Annotated in this window: 15 protein-coding genes; 4 read left to right on the top strand and 11 right to left on the bottom strand. The window is 62.8% G+C overall.

What is annotated here, in order from left to right; genetic code table 11:
• Positions 1-75: 75 nt before the first annotated feature.
• From AACY30_RS09565 to tagH, 11 genes are read right to left on the bottom strand one after another with little or no spacing between them, the layout of a single operon-like run.
• Positions 76-1785: a formylglycine-generating enzyme family protein gene (locus tag AACY30_RS09565; protein WP_339471084.1), complete on the bottom strand. Its 1710-nt coding sequence runs from the start codon at positions 1783-1785 to the stop codon at positions 76-78.
• Positions 1778-2962, bottom strand: coding sequence for an ABC transporter permease (locus tag AACY30_RS09560; RefSeq protein WP_339471086.1), 1185 nt, complete (start codon positions 2960-2962; stop codon positions 1778-1780). The genes AACY30_RS09565 and AACY30_RS09560 overlap by 8 nt, the downstream gene beginning before the upstream one ends.
• The gene (locus AACY30_RS09555) at positions 2962-3666 is read right to left on the bottom strand and encodes an ABC transporter ATP-binding protein (RefSeq protein WP_339540296.1); all 705 of its coding nucleotides are present in this window, start codon (positions 3664-3666) and stop codon (positions 2962-2964) included. The genes AACY30_RS09560 and AACY30_RS09555 overlap by 1 nt, the downstream gene beginning before the upstream one ends.
• On the bottom strand, positions 3666-6644 hold the full coding sequence (locus AACY30_RS09550) for a serine/threonine-protein kinase (protein WP_339540219.1): 2979 nt from the start codon (positions 6642-6644) through the stop codon (positions 3666-3668). The genes AACY30_RS09555 and AACY30_RS09550 overlap by 1 nt, the downstream gene beginning before the upstream one ends.
• Complete coding sequence (locus AACY30_RS09545) at positions 6641-7360, bottom strand: PP2C family protein-serine/threonine phosphatase (protein WP_339415074.1); 720 nt, start codon at positions 7358-7360, stop codon at positions 6641-6643. Before AACY30_RS09545 ends, AACY30_RS09550 begins: the two co-directional genes overlap by 4 nt.
• On the bottom strand, positions 7361-8014 hold the full coding sequence (gene tagF / locus AACY30_RS09540) for a type VI secretion system-associated protein TagF (protein WP_339540218.1): 654 nt from the start codon (positions 8012-8014) through the stop codon (positions 7361-7363).
• The gene (tssM, locus tag AACY30_RS09535) at positions 8011-11511 is read right to left on the bottom strand and encodes a type VI secretion system membrane subunit TssM (RefSeq protein ID WP_339529926.1); all 3501 of its coding nucleotides are present in this window, start codon (positions 11509-11511) and stop codon (positions 8011-8013) included. The genes tagF and tssM overlap by 4 nt, the downstream gene beginning before the upstream one ends.
• Complete coding sequence (locus tag AACY30_RS09530) at positions 11508-12797, bottom strand: DotU family type VI secretion system protein (RefSeq protein WP_339428290.1); 1290 nt, start codon at positions 12795-12797, stop codon at positions 11508-11510. Before AACY30_RS09530 ends, tssM begins: the two co-directional genes overlap by 4 nt.
• A 6-nt stretch (positions 12798-12803) precedes the next feature.
• Positions 12804-14138 (bottom strand): type VI secretion system baseplate subunit TssK, encoded by a 1335-nt coding sequence (gene tssK, locus AACY30_RS09525; RefSeq protein WP_339436645.1) that lies wholly within the window; start codon positions 14136-14138, stop codon positions 12804-12806.
• An 18-nt stretch (positions 14139-14156) separates the two neighbouring features.
• The gene (gene tssJ, locus AACY30_RS09520) at positions 14157-14666 is read right to left on the bottom strand and encodes a type VI secretion system lipoprotein TssJ (protein WP_339540217.1); all 510 of its coding nucleotides are present in this window, start codon (positions 14664-14666) and stop codon (positions 14157-14159) included.
• 56 nt (positions 14667-14722) lie between these two features.
• Positions 14723-16075 carry a type VI secretion system-associated FHA domain protein TagH gene (gene tagH / locus AACY30_RS09515; RefSeq protein ID WP_339540216.1) on the bottom strand — a complete coding sequence of 451 codons (1353 nt, stop codon included), beginning with the start codon at positions 16073-16075 and terminating at the stop codon, positions 14723-14725.
• A 393-nt stretch (positions 16076-16468) separates the two neighbouring features.
• On the opposite strand from tagH, the gene tssA reads away from it, so the two are divergent.
• The 4 genes from tssA (at position 16469) to AACY30_RS09495 (ending at position 20223) form a co-directional block, all read left to right on the top strand.
• A complete protein-coding gene (tssA, locus tag AACY30_RS09510; RefSeq protein WP_339540215.1) occupies positions 16469-17488 on the top strand; it encodes a type VI secretion system protein TssA in 1020 nt (339 codons plus the stop codon).
• Between the two features lie 54 nt (positions 17489-17542).
• Positions 17543-18049 carry a type VI secretion system contractile sheath small subunit gene (gene tssB, locus AACY30_RS09505; protein WP_003231688.1) on the top strand — a complete coding sequence of 169 codons (507 nt, stop codon included), beginning with the start codon at positions 17543-17545 and terminating at the stop codon, positions 18047-18049.
• 2 nt (positions 18050-18051) lie between these two features.
• Positions 18052-19548 carry a type VI secretion system contractile sheath large subunit gene (gene tssC / locus AACY30_RS09500; protein ID WP_339415066.1) on the top strand — a complete coding sequence of 499 codons (1497 nt, stop codon included), beginning with the start codon at positions 18052-18054 and terminating at the stop codon, positions 19546-19548.
• A gap of 186 nt (positions 19549-19734) precedes the next feature.
• On the top strand, positions 19735-20223 hold the full coding sequence (locus AACY30_RS09495; protein WP_005792512.1) for an Hcp family type VI secretion system effector: 489 nt from the start codon (positions 19735-19737) through the stop codon (positions 20221-20223).
• Positions 20224-20278: the final 55 nt, after the last annotated feature.

The raw sequence follows: 20278 nt of genomic DNA, 5'->3' as shown, positions 1-20278 counted from the left end.
CTCTTTTAAGTTTGAATTGCCCAGCACGGCCCACCGCCGCCTGAGTCCCTTCCAAGCTCGCCATACAGCCAGCGATCATCGCTGACCGCTCGCTGCGAGCAGTTCCTTCAAGATCGTTGCCGGGTCGGCCCGCTGTTGCTTGCGGTAGTTGCCAACATGACGAACGAACAGTGTTGCGCGCGTCACCAGGCTCTTGCCGAGCACAGGCTTGCGATCCAACTCTTCCTTGATCCGTTGAAACTGCGCCTGGATCACCGCATCGGTATAGCGCGTGCCGGTGGCCAGGTTGTCGATGTAGATCGCCACTGCGCCATCCAGCGCGCTGCGGCCGTTGGCAATCGCCATGTCAAACAGCTGCGCGCTGGCCTCGTCTTTGTTGTCGGTAGCCTGCTGGCGACTCTTCTGCAGATTGGCCAAGCGAATGTTGTAGTTGCTGATGGTTTCGGCCACCAACGCGGCGGACTGAATCAGGTTGCCCGCCGCTTCTTCGCGTTGCTGGGCGATCAGCGAGACGTTGCGCTTAAGCTCTTCGTTGACCAGCCCAAGCTCGGCTTGCAGCTTGGGATCGACGCTGGCAGCGATGATACTGTCCAGGCGTTTGGTCGGCTCCTGGGCGTCGTCGATGGCGTCAGTCAACGAAGCCAGGCGACCCTCCTTTTGCCACTGCGCGAACAGTTCCTTGTAGCGCGAACGCGGCGCCGCCAAGGCGCCAATCGCCACGCGGAAACCGGTGGTCTCGTTGCTTTGCTCGGTGCCGTCGGCCGCAAACAACGGGTACTCGCGGCGCATGCCGGTGAACAACGTGCCCTCGCCTTCCAAATAGTTGCCGCCCTTGACCACAAAGCCGCCGTAGGTGCCCTGACGGCGCCCGGCATGCACCAGCTGGAAGGATTCCTGGACCATTTCCGCCGCATTGCCGATCACGTCGAACAGACCAATCGGGTTAGGCAATTTGGTGCCGATGGGCATCAGGCGTGCGGCCTGGCCAGTGCCGCCGGCGACCTGGTTGAACACGGCGTAATTACCGAGCGGGCCGTCGCTTTCGCTGCCTTCGACACGGCGCGGAAACAGGCGCCCTTCAAGGTCCTGACGGCTCACGGCTTGGCCACCGCGCGCGGCGTATTCCCATTCCACTTCGGTGGGCAGGCGCACAAAGCCCAGCCCGCCATCCTCCGCTGACGAACCGCGCCCACTGACCGGCAGTAACTCGCGGTGGTATTTCATCAGCCAGGCGCTGTACACCGCCGAGAAGCGCTCGGCTTCAAAGCGCGACAGCTTCACCTTGGGCAAACGCCCGGCCATGCCGGTGGGCGCATCGCACGCAGGCGCCGGTTCGCCACTGGCCAGTGACTGCGCCTGGGCCATCACTTGGGCGTATTGGCGTGCAGTCACTTCGTACTTGCCGATGAAGTACAGCATGGGCTTGAGCGGGGTCTTGGCGTCAGTCTTCGGCATCAACGGCGCGATGACTTTGTTCCACCCTTTGGGCAAATCCTTGAGGGTGAACTGGCCGTTGATGAAGTCGCGGCGGTAACCGGAAATAAACGACTGCTTATAGCCCGCCTCGCCTTCGGCAAAGGGGTAGCCGAGGCTGATTTCGCGATCGTCCAGGGTGCCTTGAGCCAGCACATAGGCGTAGCGGAACACCATGTTGCCTTCACACGGTAGCGGCAGGCTCACGTCATCCGGCAACGGCTTGGGGTTGTCGAGTTTGTCACTCGCGTCATCAGCCCAGGCCATCGAGGCCAGGCTCAGCGCCACGGCGGCGCCCAGTAACTTATACATCTCTGATTCCTTCAGAAGCCTGGATACGCGCCACTCGCCAACCGCCACAAACCGCCGCCACGGCGCTTACGCCGAGCACGGCAGCCAGGGCCAGGCCGTAATGACGCGCCAGCAGGTGGCTGGCGTATTCGCCCGGCACCTGCACGAATAGTTGATTCAAAGCGGCCTCGGCCAGGCCATACAACCCGGCACTGAGCGCAGCAGCAAAACCTGCGCTGTACAGCGCCTGCACCACCACAAACACCAACAGCCCGCCCGTGGAAAACCCCAACAGGCGCAACACTGATAACTCTCGACGCTTGCGCGCCACGGCGGCCAACGCTCCGGCAAAGATCGCCGCAAACGCGCCCGCCAACGCCAGCCCGCAGATCACCCAGAATATGATCGACAGGTTGCGGCTTAACGACTGCACTTGCGCAATGGTCTGTGCCTGGGTCGACACCAACACATTCTGCCTCGCGAAATACACCCGCAGCGGCTCCACATCGGTGAGGTTGCGGGCATACAGGCGAAACGCGGGATACACGCGCTGTGCGCTCACACCCACCTCATCACCGGCCCAACCCAACGTCGGCACTGCACGACCATCGCGGTAATCTTCAACGGCTTCCAGCAAACTCAATTCAACAAACAAACCGTCACGGGCAAAGGCTTCCAGCGGCAATACCGCCAACACCTGCAAGCGCGTGCGCTGGGCTTCTACGCGTCCCGCCACTTGCCGTGCAAAGCGGGTCTCCAGCCAATCGCCAGGCCGCGCCGCGAGCTTCTCAGCCGCGGTGTGGCTCAGCACGATCTGATCCAGGCCCTTTGGCAACGGCAGACCGCCCAACAACGGATCACCCGCCGCGGTCGGCAGCATTTCCAGGCTCAGCTCGCCCACTTGCGCCGTCGCTGCAATCTGCCGCGTACGCGGCACGGCAAACGCCACGTCACTGCGCTGACTGAGTTGCTCGATAAATGCACTGCTGAATCGACCACCGCCCAACGGAATAATTTCGCGGGTGGCGGGGTCGGTCTGCAAACGTTCGGTCAAACTGCTAACCAGTCCAAATTTCAGGCCGAATAACACCAGCAACGGCGCGATCACCGCCACCAGCGCCAGCACCGAACAGGCCGACAGCCACGCATCGTTGCGGTAATCCTGCCAGGCCAGCGACGCCACCAGGCCGATGCGCATCAGCACGCCTCCCCAAGGGTGGCGGTGACGCCGCCGTCGGTGTCGCGACGGCAACTGATACGCCGCACCTGCAAGCCACTGGCGCGCGCCAAGGGTTCGTCATGGGTGGCAATCACACACGCTGAGCGATGTTCGCGAGCCTGGGCCAGCAACGCCTGCATCACGCGCTCGGCATTCAAGGGGTCGAGGGACGCCGTCGGCTCGTCCGCCAACACCAGTTGCGGTGCATGCGCCAGCGCACGGGCACAGCTGACGCGCTGGCGTTGGCCCACGGAGAGCGCCGCCGGTTTCTTGGCCAACTGGTCGCTGATTTCCAGCTGCTCGGCCAGACGCACCACGCTGCCGTCATCCTTCAACCCCAGCAGTTGCCGCGACAAATCAATATTGCCGCGCACATCGAGAAAACCCAGCAGGCCGCCGGTTTGCAGCACATAGCCCAAATGCTGACTACGCAGTGCGGCCAGCGTGGATTGCTGATCGCTGCGCCACAGCCCACGGATATCGTGCTGATTGAATTCAAACTGCCCGGCCTGATCCGGCGCCAACACCAGCGCCAACATGTCCAGCAAAGTGCTTTTGCCACAGCCACTGGGCCCGACAATCGCCAATTGCTCGCCCGCACGCAGCGCCAGCGCCGGAATCACCAGGCTATAGCGCTGGCTACCGACGCCCCGGCTCTTGTGCACCGCGCCCAGGTTAAGCATCACGGTAGCGTCGACAACGGCACGCGGTACAACGCATCACCCGGTTCGGCATCACCGAAACGGACCCAGTTGGCCAGGTCATTGTGGAAGGTCTCGTAGAGGCGGATTTTCGAATCCAGCTCGTCGATAAAGTCTTCCTGCTCGGCCACGCTCAACGACAACCACAGGTCCTGGGTCATGCTCAGCGACTTGCTGCGGTACGGCAGGCCTTCGAGGTATTCGCCGAGGACGCCGCCGTCGGCCAGGTTGCCGCCCTTGCGCAAGGCTTGCGGGTCGCGGCTCATGTAAGCCGAGGCGCTGGCGATTTCCTGGAAGAAATCCTTGGGTGAGGTCTGGGTCTTGCGCGCCGCATCGACGATCAGTTTCAGCGACTGCTGCAGGTCGTTAAGCTGCAATTTGGTCAGCATCACGCACACCTGGAACGCCGGCAGCGCCGGGTTGGTAAGGTCGCGGTCGGCGGTCCATGCGCTGACCAGTTGCGGCGCCTGGCTTGCGGTCTTACGACCGAGAAAGTCCATGTGCATGGCATAGCCGACCGCTGCGGATTTGTCTGCCAGGGTTGGCGCAGAACTCAGCAACGGCACCGGCTGCGGCGTGTTGCTGCGCACCTGATGCACCAGGTTGGCGAACACCGTACCGATCTCGTCGACGCGCTCGCCCAACTTGCGCACGTCGCCACCCGGCACCGGCGTGTAAAGGTCGCCAATCTGCGGGTTGGCGTCGGCGGTGAGGATGCGGTACTGGCTTTCGGCGCCGGCGTGGGTTTTCTTGCCGGCGTCGGTGCGCAGGTGCAGGGCGTAGATCTTGATCTGCTTGCCCAGCGCGGCCTGGCGCACTTCCGCCTCGTTCATCTGGGTGGCGGCAAACGGATCGTTCTTGCGCAGCGCACCAGCATCGGTGACCAGCAGGATAATGCGCCCGCCGTAACCGGACCAATCCATGCCGTCCACCGCCTGCATCACCCCGGCGAACGCGTCTTCGTTGAAGGAATGGCTGGACACGGTGGAAGCCTTGACCTGGCGCGCCATGTCGAGGAAGCGTTGCGGGTCGCGCCCCTGGTCGAGGCTGATCAGCGTCTTGGCGACGTATTCCAGGCCAGGGGTTTTCTTGATGCTGCTGCGAAAACCCACCATGCCAAAACTGACACTGTCCAACTCGCCGCGCTCGCCGATGCGGGTTTGCAGTTCGTGCACCACATCGCGGATCTGGTCGATATAGGGCTGCATCGACACGGTGGTGTCGACCACCAATACAACGGCCGTGCGGAAGGCGTCGGCATTCGCCTTGATCACAGGCGTGGCCGGTTTAACCGCGCTGGTGCCTGGGTCGATGGAGGCCACATTGAGCAACTGCACCAGCTGGCCGTTTTCGTCAAAGCTCTCTTTGGAGTCGAAGATCGGCAACAGGTAGAACTGGTTCTGCGGCACGGCGCTGGCAGTCGGTTCCAGCGCAAGGACTTGGCTATTGTCTTCGCTGTTTTTCTGCGCCTTGGCCAGCACGCCTTTGGCGGCGGCCGGGTCAGCCAAGAGCTTTTCGACTTCACTGGATTGACGCAGGAACATCACCGGTGCCCGGCCCGAGCGCTCGGTAAATTTCAGCACCAGGCTCTGCTTCCAGTCGCTGACCTGCGCGGCCGGCAACCATCCATCGCTACGCCCATCGGTGGCCGCGCCGACGCGTACCCACGGGCTGCCGTCGATGTCTTTGCGCTGGTAAACGTAGAGTACGGAGAACGCCGGCAGCGCCTTTCCTGGCGCGCTGCCTGCGTGCGCCGAAAGCTTCGCACCGGGCTTGCTGAGCACGCGCTGGAACAGGGTCTTCTTACCCGCCATCAGCAGCGGGCGCTGACCGCCATCCACTTCAGCGACTGGAGGTGGCGGTTGCGTCACCTTGGGCACCACCGCAGCAGGCGGCTTGGCCGGCTCATCGCTGCCGCTCAACCACCAATAACTGGCGCCACCAATGGCCAATGCAACCGCTACTGCAACAGCGGCCAGGGCCAACACCGGCCCACGGTGTTGCTCGGCCACGGCCTTGTGTTGCGTCGGGGTCACCACAGGTTGGCGTACCACGGGTTGCGGCTGTGGTTTATCGGTCGGAATATCGATGGTGACCGGGGTCATGCCCGCCAGATCAAAGCTCAGCGGGATCGGCAGCGGCCGCACCAGCGTGGCTTCCGGTGAATCCGCCGGCAGTTCGTCCAGCGCCAGCAACAGCGCGTCCGCATCCGGGAAGCGTTCCGCCGGGTCCTTAGCCAACAGCTTGCGCAGCACACCCTGATAACGGCCATGGTGCACCGGCAACTCCGGCAAAGGCTCTGTCAGGTGTGCGAGTGCCGTAGAGAGCGCGTCGGTGCCGCTGTAAGGCAACTTGCCGACGAGGATTTCATACAGCACCACGCCCAGCGCATACAGGTCGGCGCGGCCGTCGATCTCCTGGCCCCGCGCCTGTTCCGGGCTCATATAGCTCGGCGTGCCCACGGCAAAACCGGCCTGGGTAAATTGAGTGCGGTCATCCAAAGACTTGGCGATACCGAAGTCGGACAGCACCGCCGTGCCATCGGCGCGAAACAGAATGTTCGCTGGCTTCACATCGCGGTGCACCAGGCCTTGAGCGTGGGCATAGCCCAGCGCCGAAGCGATCTGGCGGATCAGCGTCACGCCCTGCTCCGGCGTCAGGCCTGCGGCAATGCGCTCCTTGAGCGTGCCATTGGGCAGGTATTCCATCGCCATGTAATACAGCTCACCGACATTGCCGATGTCATGGATGGTCACCGTGTGCGGGTGCGACAAGCGCGCCAGGGTCTTGCCCTCGCGCAGGAAACGCTCGCAAAAGCTCGGGTCGGCGGCCAGCGCCGCCGCCATCACCTTCAACGCCACCTTGCGCTCCAGCGAACGCTGGGTCGCCAGGTACACGCTGGCCATGGCGCCTTCGCCGATCTCGCCTTCGATGTCATAACCCGGGATGACTATGTTCATGACGATACCTTCACGACGATGGCGGTGATGTTGTCCGGCGCGCCCCGGCTAAGCCCGAGATGCACCAGGCTGCGCACGATTTCATCCGGCGTGTCATGGCTGAGGACTTCGCGGATTTCATGGTCTTCGACGGTCTTGTTCAGCCCATCGCTGCACAGCAGGTAGCTGTCGCCGGGGGCAATCAGCAGGTCAACCGCTGCCAGCTCCAGCTGGGCTTCCACGCCCACCGCGCGGGTGACGATGTTGGCGCGCGGATGCGTGCGCGCATCGGCTTCGCTGAGCAAGCCGCTGTCTTGCAGGTCCTGCACGTAACTGTGGTCGCGGGAAATGCCTTCAAGCACGCCGTCACGCAGGCGATACAAGCGGCTGTCACCGGCCCACAGGCACACGCCGCGCAAGCCTCGCGCCGCCAGCAACACTACAGTGCTGCCCATCATGGTCACGCCACGGTTGGCGGTTTCTTCGCGCACGGCCGCGTTGATGCGGATCAGGTCATTGCGCAAGGCCGCGCAATATTCTTCTAGGGAACGGCCCAGCGCCACACCGCGCAGGCTGTCGATGATCAGGCTGCTGACATAATCCCCCGCCGCATGCCCGCCCATGCCGTCGGCAACTACCCAAAGGCGGTTTTCCAGCAGGTCCAGGCAGGCGTCTTCGTTGACCTGGCGGACCATGCCCACATGGCTTTTGCTCGCGGATTTGTACGTCGCGCCCATCTACACCACACCTTCTTGTCCGAGCAAAAACTGCGCAAAATCGCCAGCGGCAGGCAGGCCCTGACACCGCAATAAACCAGGGGAAATCCGTTGCGAACCACGGCCCCACCACAAACTCGCGCCTTCACAGGCCTGTTCGGCGAGTGCGGTCATGCGCCCATGGGGCACGGTAGCGCTCACGCGCTGCAGGTCGGCGAAGCGGCTGTCCACTGCGCGCGGCTCAGTCGCCGGCAAGCCCAGGGTGTCGAGACCGTCATTGAAACGCTCAAAGGTGGCGCCGGCATCCAGGGTACTGAGCAACAGCTCTTCGGCCTGCTCGAACCAGATGTCCGGCCCGCCCACGAGGGACGCTGGATTGGTGTCGTGATCAAGCAGCGCCACCACTGCCAGCGGGAAATACCGCCCGACCCGGTCAATGCTCGGCATCACCACACCCGCCGCCGCATCCGGCCCGCATACGCCCGGCGCCAATACAAAACGCCACAACGGGCTGACCAGGTACACATTGAGCCAATCACCGCCGAGGCTGCTCTGGCTGGCGAGCAAGCCTGCCGCCAGCCAGCTGTCCCACGGGCCGATAAAACTCTGGGGCAAGGCGCGGCTGACAAAGTCGCCGCGGCTGGCCAACTTGCCGTAGAAACCCAGCGTCGTCATAGCCGCTCCGGCAGGCTGAAGCCGCTGAGCACGCGGCTCTTGAACGGGTTGAAGGCGCTGTTGGCGCGCAACTCATAGGCGATGCTCGCGCCGTCGACCCGCAGGCGCAGGTTGAAACGGTCGGGCGAATTACCGGCGGTGAGGTCCGATTGCTGCAGCAAACGGAACCACGCCCATGGCCCATCGAGGGTCACACCGGAGCGGCCACTGGCCGACGGCGGCATGATGGAAATACGCACCACACCAATGCTACCGGGGTTCGGCCATTGCATCGCAACCGGGCGGCTTGGGCCGTGGTCGTAGCTCAATTGCTGGCCGTCGAGGTCGAGCAGGAACTGGGTGATGGTCGGGTCCATCGACACGGGCTTGAGTTCGAAACGCACAACGGGCTGCGTGCCCCCCGATCTGAAGAACGCATCACGAATGGTCGCCGCACGTTGGAAGGTTTGCAGCACGCCCGGTGCAATCCCGAGTTTCTGCGCCGCGCCCGGCTGCCAGCGCCAGGTTTGCGTGGAGGTGTCGACGTAAGGCTGCAAGTATTTGCGGAAGTAGTTATCCATCACCCCGCCCACGCCGAAAAATTGGCCGAAGTCGTCCAAGGTGGCATCGCGGGCGCTGCCCGGCGACATCGGATAACGCCCAGCCAGGGACTGGCGATACACGTTGACCACTTCGCTGACCCACGCCGCGTTCAGCTGGTTACGCACCCCGCCCATCATGCTGTTGGTGGTGGAATTGACCACCGACTTGACCATGCCCTGCACCAGCGGCGGCTGGCGCTCGGCATTCAGGCTGACCCGCGTGGCCGCCGCCGCCGCCTGGTTCTTCGCCTCGCCCAGCAACGCATCGCCGCTGGCGCCGACCATAGCGCTGACCTGCACATACAGCGCGTTCATGTCCGTGAGCAGGCCGTCGATGGCCGCCGGTTCGCCTTCACTCTTGCTGACGATGCTGTTGAGTTCGGCAAAGTGCGCGGTCACTGGATCATCCGTAGCGGCGGGCGCATGGGTGGTCGGTTGTTCCTGGCCGAGCAGGCTACCCAGGCGCTCCTTGAGCTTGTCGACACCGCCTTCCACTGGCACGCCTTTGGCGGCCAACTGGCGTTCTTCGGCTTGCAGGTCGGTTTCCTTGGCGACCGCCACCAGCAGTTTTTTCAGCGGCGAGGTCGGGCCGGATATCACCCGCAATACGTCGGCCGCCTGGGCCACGCTGGTGATCGGCACAAAGTCGATGTCCGCCAGCAAGGCATCCCACTGGCGCTGGTAGTCCTGGAAATACAGGCGACGCACGTCAGCGGCGAGGCTCACTACGTTCTGCTGGTCGGCCTGCTCATGGCCCAGCACCCATTGCTCTTCGGCGAGGGTGCCGGTCTGGTTCAGGCTGCTCAGAAGGAACGCCTGGCGATAGCCTTTGGCGGTAAAGAACCCACTCAGCGGTTCGCCCAACGGCTTGCCGCTTTTACGGCTGAACACCAGCGCCGCGTCACGGCCGGCGGCTTCGTTGATACGAAAATCCGGAATGCCTTCGGGCAGTTTCTGGCGCTTGACCCGGTCGTAGACGCGCTGGGCCACCGGCAGTTGTTGCAACTGGCGGCGCAGGTCATCAATCAAGCGTGGGTCAAGGCGCGCACTCGGCGGATGGCGCTCGAACAACGCCTGCAGGTGCCCGGCCAAGGCCTGGCGCTGATCGGCCGGCAGGTCGCGCGGCAGGTTGCGGTCCCAGTCAAGAGCGATCCAGGCTTTGATGAAGTCCGGGTCGTAATGCTCAGTGTCGGCGAGCATCAAATAGGCCTTAAGGCCTTCGTAGAGGAAGTCGGAACTACCGCCACCGTGCAGTTGTTCTTCAATACGCGTCACCAAGCGTGGTGCAAACACGGCGATCAACAGCTTGCGATAGACGCTGGCGGATTCGGCTTCGAGCATATCGCCCTGATACAGCCCCAGCCCTTCGGACCAGCTTGGCGAGTCGCCTGCCAGGTTCTTCACGGCGTTGAGCAACGGCAGCACGGCGAGCACTTCGCGCTGCGCCGGGCTCAGGTTCTGGACGGTCTGGCCCAGCGGCGCGACCTTTTGGTCAACCTGGGCGATATAAGCCTGGTTGGCGCGATAACTCACCCACCACAGGCTGCTGACCACCACTACCAACGCAACCGTGGCGGCGAGGACACCACGGGCAATCCACTTGCGCCGCCGCTCGACCTTGGGGTTCACCCCCACCAGGCCACGCTCGGCAAACGCCACGGCGGTGAAGAGCTTTTCGATGAAGTAACTGCGCCCGGTGCCGCTCTGGCGTGCCAGGTGCTGACGGTCCAGGTTCATGCTCTGGGCCATCGCGCCGATCAAGCGATCAATCGGGCTGCCTTCCTGGGTACCACTGGTGAAATACACACCGCGCAGCAACACGCGTTCTTCAAAGGCATTGGGCTTGAACACGCCTTCGAGGAAGCTCTGCAGGCAATCCTTCAACGCGCCGAACTGCTGCGGGAAACCGTAGATCAGGTCGCGCCGCGCCGGGTCACGTTCCTGCTGCAGGCGTTCGACCAGGCGTTCGTTGAGGCGCTGTTCCAGGCCGGCGAATTCGCTCTGCAGGTGCGCCAGCGGGCTGTCACTGTTCTTGCCATCGTCCAGTGCAAAGGTCATGCCCCACACCTGGGCGCGGTCTTCCTTGCTCAGGTTGTCGAAGAACTCCATGAAGCCCGGCACCAGGTCGAGCTTGGTGAGCATCAGGTAGATCGGGAACCGTACGCCCAGTTGGGTGTACAGCTCCTGGATACGCAGGCGGATGGCCGCGGCGTGGGCGGCACGTTCCGCATCGGTGCCCAGCAGCAAGTCCGACAGGCTGATGGCGATAAAAGCGCCATCGATAGGCCGACGCGAGCGCTGCTTTTTCAGCAGGTCGAGGAAGCCCAGCCACGCAGCTTTATCCACCGTGGAGTTGCTGTCCTGGGTGGTGTAGCGCCCAGCGGTGTCGAGCAACACGGCCTGGTCGGTAAACCACCAGTCGCAGTTACGCGTACCGCCCACGCCACGCACGGCACCGGCGCCCAACTGCGCGGCCAATGGGAAATGCAGCCCGGAATTGACCAGCGCGGTGGTCTTGCCCGACCCCGGTGGGCCGATGATCACGTACCACGGCAGCTCGTAAAGATTGCGACGCTCATCGCCACCGAGCTTGGCCTTTTTCAGCAGCGTCAGCGCTTCGTCCATGCGCTGGCGCAAGGTAGTGAGTTCTTCGGCCGTGGCGACGCTGTTGGGGTCGGCCGGGGTTTCGGCGGCCAGGCTGCGCATCACTTCGGCGGCCTGGCGGCGGGCCTGGATGATGCGGAACATGCGGTAGGCGATCCACACCGCAAACACCAGGATGATCAGCGCCCAACGGCGCCCTTCCGGCACCAGCACGTCGAGCAACGGCCCGACAAACCAGATGATCAAACTCAGGGCGATCAGGCCCAGCACGGGGATCACCCAGCGAATCATGAAACTGAAAAACGCCTTCACTCGACGCCCTCCGCCAATACGGTGATTTCAACCCGACGATTACGGGCGCGGCCTTCGGCTGTAGCGTTGGTGGCTACCGGCTCGGTGTCGCTTCGGCCTTCGGCGCTGAAGCGATCCGACTGGCCGGTCTTGGCCGCGAGGATCTCCAGCACTGACTTGGCCCGTGCCTCGGACAACGCCCAGTTGGACGGAAAGCGCAGCGTGGCAATCGGGCGGTTGTCGCTGTGCCCGGTGACGCGCACCTGGCCCTTGACCTTGCGGATGGCGTCGGCGATGCGCAGCATCAGCGGCTGGTAGTCATCCACGATGCTCGAGCTGGCGGACGCAAACAGTTCATCGCCACGGATGGTCACCACAGAACGGTCGACGGCATCTTCAACGGCAACGCGGCCGGCCTTGATGTCCTCCACCAGGAAGCCAGCCAGGCGCGGGCGTTCGATCACCTTCGGCTGTGCCACCGGACGGTCGATGGCCTGCACCGGAATTTCGCCCAGTGCATGGATATTCTTGAACACCGGCTCGGCATCCGAAGCGAGCTTGAGGCGCAGGCCAAACAGCAACGCCAGCAACAGCGCGACGCCGATGGCCACGGCGATCCACGGCGGCATGAATTGCGCCAGGCGATCCCGCGCCACGGTCACGCCGCGCCAGTGCGGCGACAGCTCGCGCTCATGTTCGCCACGCGCGCTGCGGATAGCGGCGGCCGTGCGTTCGCGCAGGGTTTCCAAATGGCTGCGACCGTCGTTCATCACGCGGTAGCGGCCTTCGAAACCCAGGCACATGCACAGGTATAAAAGCTCCAGCAGATACAGGCGTTCCCGCGGGCTTTGCAGGCAGTGATCAAGCAACTGGAAGACTTTTTCCCCGCCCCAGGCTTCGTTATGCACGGTGATCAACAGGCTTTGCTTGCCCCAATCACTGGTGCTGCCCCAAGGCGTGCTCAACACCGCTTCATCAAGGGCGGTGCACAGCGCGTAACGCGCCAACAGCACTTCATTGCGGGCGATGCCGGCCGCTTCTGCGCGCTCTTCGAACTGGCGCAGGTAGGCCAGCAACTGCGCGCGCAGGCTGGCCGGCGCCGGGTGGGCGATGGTGTTGCGCAGGCGCGTCAGCAAGGCGAGCAACGGGCCGGCGGCACTTTCCAGCGGGTTGAGGCCCTGGCTCTTGCCAGTGAGCATCGGCGCGGCCGGCATCGCCAGCGGCGAGGGCTCAGCACGCACAGGTTCCGGCGCGCGGCCACCGGGGCGCGGCATGAACTGGGTGCGGTCATCATCATTGGGATGCATCGCGGATTATCCTCGGATCGCCCAGAAGGCCAGGTTCAAGCCCGGGAACTGCCCGGCGATGTGGAAAGCGAAACCGCCGGAATTACTCAGTTGTTGCCAATGCTCGCTGCCACGATCCAGCTCGTAATACGTCGAGCCTGCGTGGTACGGCAGTTGGCGAGGCGCCACCGGCAACGGCAGCAGGCCAATGCCCGGCAGTTGCAGGTTGACCATGTCGCGGATGTGTTCCACCGAACCGACTTTGCTCTGCTGGCCGAAGCGCGCGCGCAGGGTTTCGCCGGGCACATCGGCGCGCACCACAAGAATGAAGCTGGCGCTGTCGATCAGGGTTTTGTCGGCCAGCATCGCCACGTGGATGCCATAGGCTTTCTCCACAATCGGGATCGGCGTGGCTTTGCTGTCGATCAGCATCGACAGCGCTTCACGCAGCGCGGCCATCACCGGGGCGAAGCTCAGCACCAGGTCGTCGTGCTGGTAGTGCGGGTATTCCTGAGGGCGGCGGCCCGAGGTCGAGAACGTCGAAAACTCGCCGGCCAGGCTCACCAATTCACTGAAGAAGCGTTCAGGGTGCAGCGGGCTCAACTGGCTCAAATGCTGGATCAGCGGTTGGGCACGGTTGACCAATTGCAGCAGCATGAAATCGGCAATCTCCGACGCACCACCCGCGCCCGAGGCAACTACGCGGCCGGCCAAGGCTTCGCCGCGCTGGTGCAGCAGGCCGAGCAGTTCGCTGCGAAACGCCGTCAGCGGCTTGCTTGCGGCCACGTCCAGTACGGGCGGGATGTAGGTGTCGTCGAGCACCAGCGCGCGGTCGGCGCGTTTTTCCTTGATGCGCACCAGGCCGATAGCGGCGTAATCGCTGATGCCATCCTGGGCGGTCAACAGGCGCAGGGCGCGAGAGCCGACGGCCACTGGCGCACGGTTTTCAAAGGGGGCGTTGTCGTCACGTACTTCACGCACCTGGCTCACATAACGCGCGGCTTCCAGGGCCTCGCCTTCGTCCACGGTATCGCGGGCGCCGGCGCGCTTGAGCGGCAAGGCCAGGTACACCAGTCCGTCGCGCAGGTTGTCGTCAATATTCAGCGGGCTTGGCGCGAGGTCATCATGGGGAATGTTGAAGGGCGTACCGTCGGGCAACAGGCCGCGCGCCGAGACGATTGCCAGCTTGCCCTGGGCCAGCAGGCCCTGGTCGATCAGCAACTCGGAAAAACCCCAGGCGCCTGCGGACAACGGGCGGCTGCGGGCGTCGATCAGGTTTTCCAGGTAACGGTCATGCTGTTGGAAGTGCTGCGTTCCGATGAACATGCCTTCCGACCAGACCACGCGATTGTTCCAGGACATGGGAGCTCCGATTGCTTCTTATTGGGCAGGGCTGGATGGTGAGACCACGAGGTCGGCGCGCACGGCGCGTACATCGAGGCTGATCTGGTATTCGGTGTATTGGCGCGCGGGCACTTTGATCACTGTGCGCCATTGCGCGCGGTCCAACTCTCGATAGCCCACCAACAGCCCGATCTGGCGCGTGGACGGGTCGAGGTCGCGCTGAATGCTCAGTTGCTCGCCGGGCTGCACCGTCACTTCGTCCTGGTCCAACAGGTCCAGGCCGAGGGTGGATTGCGCGCGGTCAGCCAAGGCGAAGTAATCGGCGCGTGCAAAGGTGGCGGCGTTTTTCAGCTCGAAAATACGCACCCGCACCGGAGCGGCCTGGCCGCTGGCGCCGGGGTTAAGCCCGTTGATCGCGTGGAAGTGCAGCTCGACAGCAGCTGTATCGGCCTCTGCTTCTGCCACCGCTTCGGGTTTCGCGGCGTCTTTGGCACACGCCGTCAGCAGTAGCACGGTGGCGGCTGCGAGTAAAAACCTGGGAATCATCCTGCGTCCTCAATGACGTACTTAGCTATCCGTTAATTCATGTGTTGCGCGCGGGTTTAGCGACGCTGTCGTGCGCTGTGTTCTTCGTAGGCCCGGCTGAATTCGCGGCCGAACAGGTCCTGGAAATCTTCCTGGGCCTCGCGGGAAATATTGCTGTAGAGCTCGGTGAACTGCTGCCAGTACTGGGCCTGGCGCGAGCCGTTGAAAATGCTCGACAACCCGCCGGGCTTGCCCATGCGCTCTTCCAATTGCGCCGGCTCGAAACGGCTGAGCAGGTGCTTGATCGCCGCTTCCACGCCGGCCATTACCGCCAACTGGTGGGCGCGCAGATCGTTGAAACTGTCGCGCACGGCGAGGTCCGGCGCCATAAACGCTTGGTTTCCGTGGCGTAGCAAAAGCAGTAATGCTTCGTCGGCATTCGGGGCGAATTTCAACGGATTGTTTTCAGCAGGCTGGATCATCGTTTGCTGCATGCGGAACTCGCCCTTGAGACTGGCGCGGGCACGCAACACGTCGATCAGGCCCTCGACCATCAGGCGGTAGCTGCGGCCGATGCTTTCCATCTGGGCTTGCGCTTGGGCCTTGTCGAGGCGTAGCTGATCGAGACCAGCGCCGCGCAGGAAGGCTTGCAGGAGGTCGGGTTGCTGCTGGGTATCGGCAACAGGGACCGGGGGCTCGACCACCGGTGGCGGTTGGATCACCGGAGCAGGTGGTGGAGGCGGTGGTGGTGCGCTGGTCACTGGCGCCGGCGCCGGCGCGTCGCCGAACAGGTCCCAATCCTCGGGAATCACCGAGCCCGACAACCCAGGCGTTTCAACCACAGGCGCGGGCACGGCGACGGGCGTCGGCGGGCGGAAGTCATGTTGTTCAGAAGGCACGTGATCCGCCACGGTCGGCGGCGGCACGGCGGAGGGGCTGAGGAAGTCGAACAGGTCCGGCAGGGTGTCCATCGACGAGGCGCCCTGGAACTGGGGTGCAATCGAGGGTGTTGGGATTGGCGTGGGTGTGCTCACCACGGCGCCCATCAGCGCTTCAAAGCTATTCGGTGAGTCACCGGCAAACGGCTGGCTATCGACGGCCTGCACGTTGAAATCGATACGCGCCTGGATCTCGTAATCGCCGATACGGATCAACTCACCATCTTGCAGCGGCTCGCTGTTACCCCGACGCATACGAACACCCGCTTTAACCAACTCCACACCATTAGTGCTGTTATCGGTTAGGTAGTAACGGCCGTCTTTGTATTGAATAACGCAGTGTTGCGAGGAAACCAGCCGCTCAGGGTCAGGCAATATCCAGTCATTCTCAGCGCTGCGGCCGATAGCCAGCGCGCCCTGATTCATGGACTTTTCGGAGCATTGCCCAGGGGTAATCTTGTGATAACTAGTGATAGTCAAACACAGCGACATCTTGCCTCCTTGCTGATACTTCGCTCGCGGTCGATTCCCGGAACTGCGCCGCCGGGATATCCCCATCAGGTCGAGCAATCGACCCTCTAAAACCTGCCAATGCCAGCATGATCGCTGATCTTAACTGGGTTCTATGACAAAAATTCTGCCCCGGTGCACCACTCGACCCACCAGTCGCGCAGGTTGTTAAGCACCGCACATCTGTCACAGAGGGCGAATAGCTTACCTTGACAAGCCATAAGTACTACACCAAAAATGCACAACTTCTTGAACACCAGTAATGGCACATTAATGGCATTGCACCTATATGACCAAGAAAACATGCAAAGTTCCTCGAACAACTAATGCATGAATTGCCCGCCATCTAACGGGCTGATAGGGAGATCGATTTCAGTGGATGTGCCGTTGCTGCTCACCGCCGTTTCTGCCACTTCGCCTTGTGGCGAAGACATGGAATATGACGCGCAATTTTTGCAATTGGAGCGTGATGCCAAGGGCCAACCCGAGCGCAGAATGGGCGACTCGATCCTGCCCGCTGAACCGCCGGAATGGCGCAGCATCCAGCAGCAAAGCCTCGACTTGCTGGCGCGCAGCAAAGACCTGCGCATCACCCATTTCCTGCTGCAAAGCTCCCTCGCCCTGCAGGGCGTGGCTGGTTTAGCCGAAGCCCTGACACTGATCAACGCGTTGCTGCGCGACTACTGGGCCGACCTGCACCCGCGCCTGGATGCCGACGACGATAACGATCCCACCGTACGCATCAACGCCCTCACCGGCTTGACCTGTGACATGAACATTCGCCTGCTGCGCGAAAGCATCCTCACGCGCTCACGCACTTTCGGCCCCGTGAGCCTGCGCGCCGCGCTCAACGCCAGCGGCCTGCTGAGTTTCCCCGATGAACAACTCGGCGCCCAGCAACTCAATGCCGCGTTCCTCGACAGCGACCCCGAGCAACTGCAAGCCACCCGCGACGCCCTGAGTACTGCCCGCGCGGCTTGCGAAGCCATCGAACAGCACGTCAATGATCAGGTCGGTTCCGCCCAGGGCGTGGACCTCAGTGCCTTGAAGCAACCGCTTAAACAAGCGTTGCAGATACTCAATCAAGCGGTGCCCGGCACCGACAGCAGCAGCGAACCCGAGGCCGTCAGTGACGACAATGCCCCCTCGGTCGACTTCGCCGCCGCCCCCGCAGCACCGCGCCCCGCTGGCGATATCGCCAATCGCGACGACGTGTTGCGCAGCCTCGACAAGATCCTTGCGTACTACACCCGGCACGAGCCTTCGAGCCCGCTGCCGGTGCTGTTGAACCGCGCGAAGAATCTGGTGCACGCCGACTTCGCGGCCATCGTGCGCAATCTGATTCCCGACGGCATGTCCCAATTTGAAAACCTGCGCGGCCCGGACGGCGAGTAAGTCGCCCGGCAGTCCAGTAACAACACCGTCGCTCAAGCGACCAGGAGCAGCAACGTGGCGAAGCAAAGTTCTCAGAAATTCATCGCGCGCAACCGCGCGCCTCGAGTGCAGATCGAGTACGACGTCGAGCTTTACGGCGCCGAGAAAAAGGTCCAACTGCCCTTCGTAATGGGTGTGATGGCCGACCTCGCCGGCAAGCCTGCCGAGCCCTTGGCGGCGGTGGCTGACCGCAAGTTCCTTGAAGTGGACGTCGACAACTTCGACTCGCGCCTCAAGGCCATGCAGCCGCGCGTGGCCTTCCACGTACCGAACGAGCTGACCGGCGAAGGCAACCTGAGCCTGGACATCACCTTCGAAAGCATGGACGACTTCAGCCCGGCTGCCGTGGCGCGCAAAGTCGATTCGCTGAACCAACTGCTTGAAGCCCGCACCCAGCTGGCCAACTTGCTGACCTACATGGACGGCAAGACCGGCGCTGAAGAAATCATCATGAAGGCGATCAAGGACCCGGCATTGCTTCAGGCACTTGCCAGCGCGCCTAAGCCTGCAGGGGACCAGTAATCATGACTGACAATACCGCCCGCGAAGGCTCCCAGATCCTGGGTGCCACCGAAGAAGCCAGCGAGTTCGCGAACCTGCTGCTGCAAGAGTTCAAGCCAAAGACCGAGCGTGCCCGCGAAGCCGTCGAAACGGCCGTGCGCACCCTGGCCGAACAGGCTCTGGCGCAAACCGACCTGGTGTCCAATGACGCGATCAAGTCGATCGAATCGATCATCGCCGCTATCGACGCCAAGCTGACCGCCCAGGTCAACCAGGTCATCCATCACCCGGATTTCCAGCAGCTGGAAAGCGCCTGGCGTGGCCTGCATTACCTGGTCAACAACACCGAGAGCGATGAGCAGCTGAAGATCCGCGTGCTCAACATCTCCAAGCCGGACCTGCACAAGACCCTGAAGAAATTCAAGGGTACCGCGTGGGACCAGAGCCCGATCTTCAAGAAGATGTACGAAGAAGAATACGGCCAGTTCGGCGGCGAACCGTACGGTTGCCTGGTGGGCGACTACTACTTCGACCAGTCGCCTCCCGACGTAGAGCTGCTGGGCGAGCTGTCGAAAGTCTGCGCCGCCATGCACTCCCCGTTCATCGCTGCGGCCTCGCCGACCGTGATGGGCATGGGCTCGTGGCAGGAACTGTCGAACCCGCGCGACCTGACCAAGATCTTCACCACCCCGGAATACGCGGGCTGGCGCTCGCTGCGTGAATCGGAAGACTCGCGCTACATCGGCCTGACCATGCCGCGCTTCCTGGCACGCCTGCCGTACGGCGCCAAGACCGACCCGGTGGAAGCCTTCGCTTTCGAAGAAAACACCGACGGTGCCGACAGCTCCAAGTACACCTGGGCCAACGCCGCGTACGCGATGGCGGTGAACATCAACCGTTCGTTCAAACACTACGGTTGGTGCTCGCGCATCCGTGGCATCGAGTCCGGCGGCGAAGTGGAAAACCTGCCGGCCCACACGTTCCCGACCGATGACGGTGGCGTGGACATGAAGTGCCCAACCGAAATCGCCATCAGCGACCGCCGTGAAGCGGAACTGGCGAAGAACGGTTTCATGCCGCTGCTGCACAAGAAAAACACCGACTTCGCCGCGTTCATTGGTGCGCAGTCGTTGCAGAAACCGGCCGAATACGACGACCCGGACGCCACCGCCAACGCCAACCTGGCCGCGCGCCTGCCGTACCTGTTCGCCACCTGCCGTTTCGCTCACTACTTGAAGTGCATCGTGCGCGACAAGATCGGTTCCTTCAAAGAGAAGGACGAAATGCAGCGCTGGTTGCAGGACTGGATCCTCAACTACGTGGACGGTGACCCGGCGCACTCCACCGAAACCACCAAAGCCCAGCACCCATTGGCTGCCGCCGAAGTGATCGTGGAAGAAGTGGAAGGCAACCCGGGGTACTACAACTCCAAGTTCTACCTGCGCCCGCACTACCAGCTCGAAGGGCTGACCGTGTCGCTGCGCCTGGTATCGAAGCTGCCTTCGGCAAAAAGCGCATAAGTAACGGTTGAACCGGCTCTACTGTGGGAGCCGGCGGTTCGACGCTTCGACTTGCCCGCGATGCAGGCGACGCGGTCTGCCAGTCAGACCGCGGTGATGCAATCGCAGGCAAGCCAGCTTCTACAGAAAAGCAAAGCCCATTGGGCTTAACCAAATTTCGTGGCTTGGGCCACACAGGGAGAAAACATGGCTGTTGATATTTTCATCAAGATCGGCGACATCAAGGGCGAGTCCATGGACAAAGCCCACAAGGACGAAATCGACGTATTGAACTGGAGCTGGGGCATGGCCCAGTCCGGCAACATGCACGTTGGCGGTGGCGGCGGCGCGGGCAAGGTGAATATCCAGGACTTGTCGCTGACCAAGTACGTCGACAAGGCTTCGCCGAACCTGATGATGCACTGCGCCAGCGGCAAGCACATCGACAAGGTCAAGCTGACCGTGCGCAAGGCCGGTGGCGAAAGCCAAGTCGAGTACATGGTGATCAACCTGGAAGAAGTGCTCGTCACCTCGCTGAGCACCGGCGGTTCGGGCACCGATGATCGCCTGACCGAGAACGTGACCCTGAACTTCGCCCAAGTGATGGTCGACTACCAGCCGCAGAAAGCCGACGGCACCAAAGACGGCGGCGCGATCAAGTTTGGCTGGAACATCCGTTCCAACACCAAGCGCTGATAGCCCTTGGGGCCGTGGCCTCGCGCCACGTCCCCAAGCTCACCTTGCCCCTCTC

Origin of the sequence: Pseudomonas sp. RA_5y_Pfl1_P24 (genome assembly GCF_963970945.1) — a bacterium.
GTDB lineage: Bacteria > Pseudomonadota > Gammaproteobacteria > Pseudomonadales > Pseudomonadaceae > Aquipseudomonas > Aquipseudomonas tritici.
Note: the sequence above shows the minus strand (reverse complement) of the source record. Positions and strands in the feature narration are given on the sequence as shown.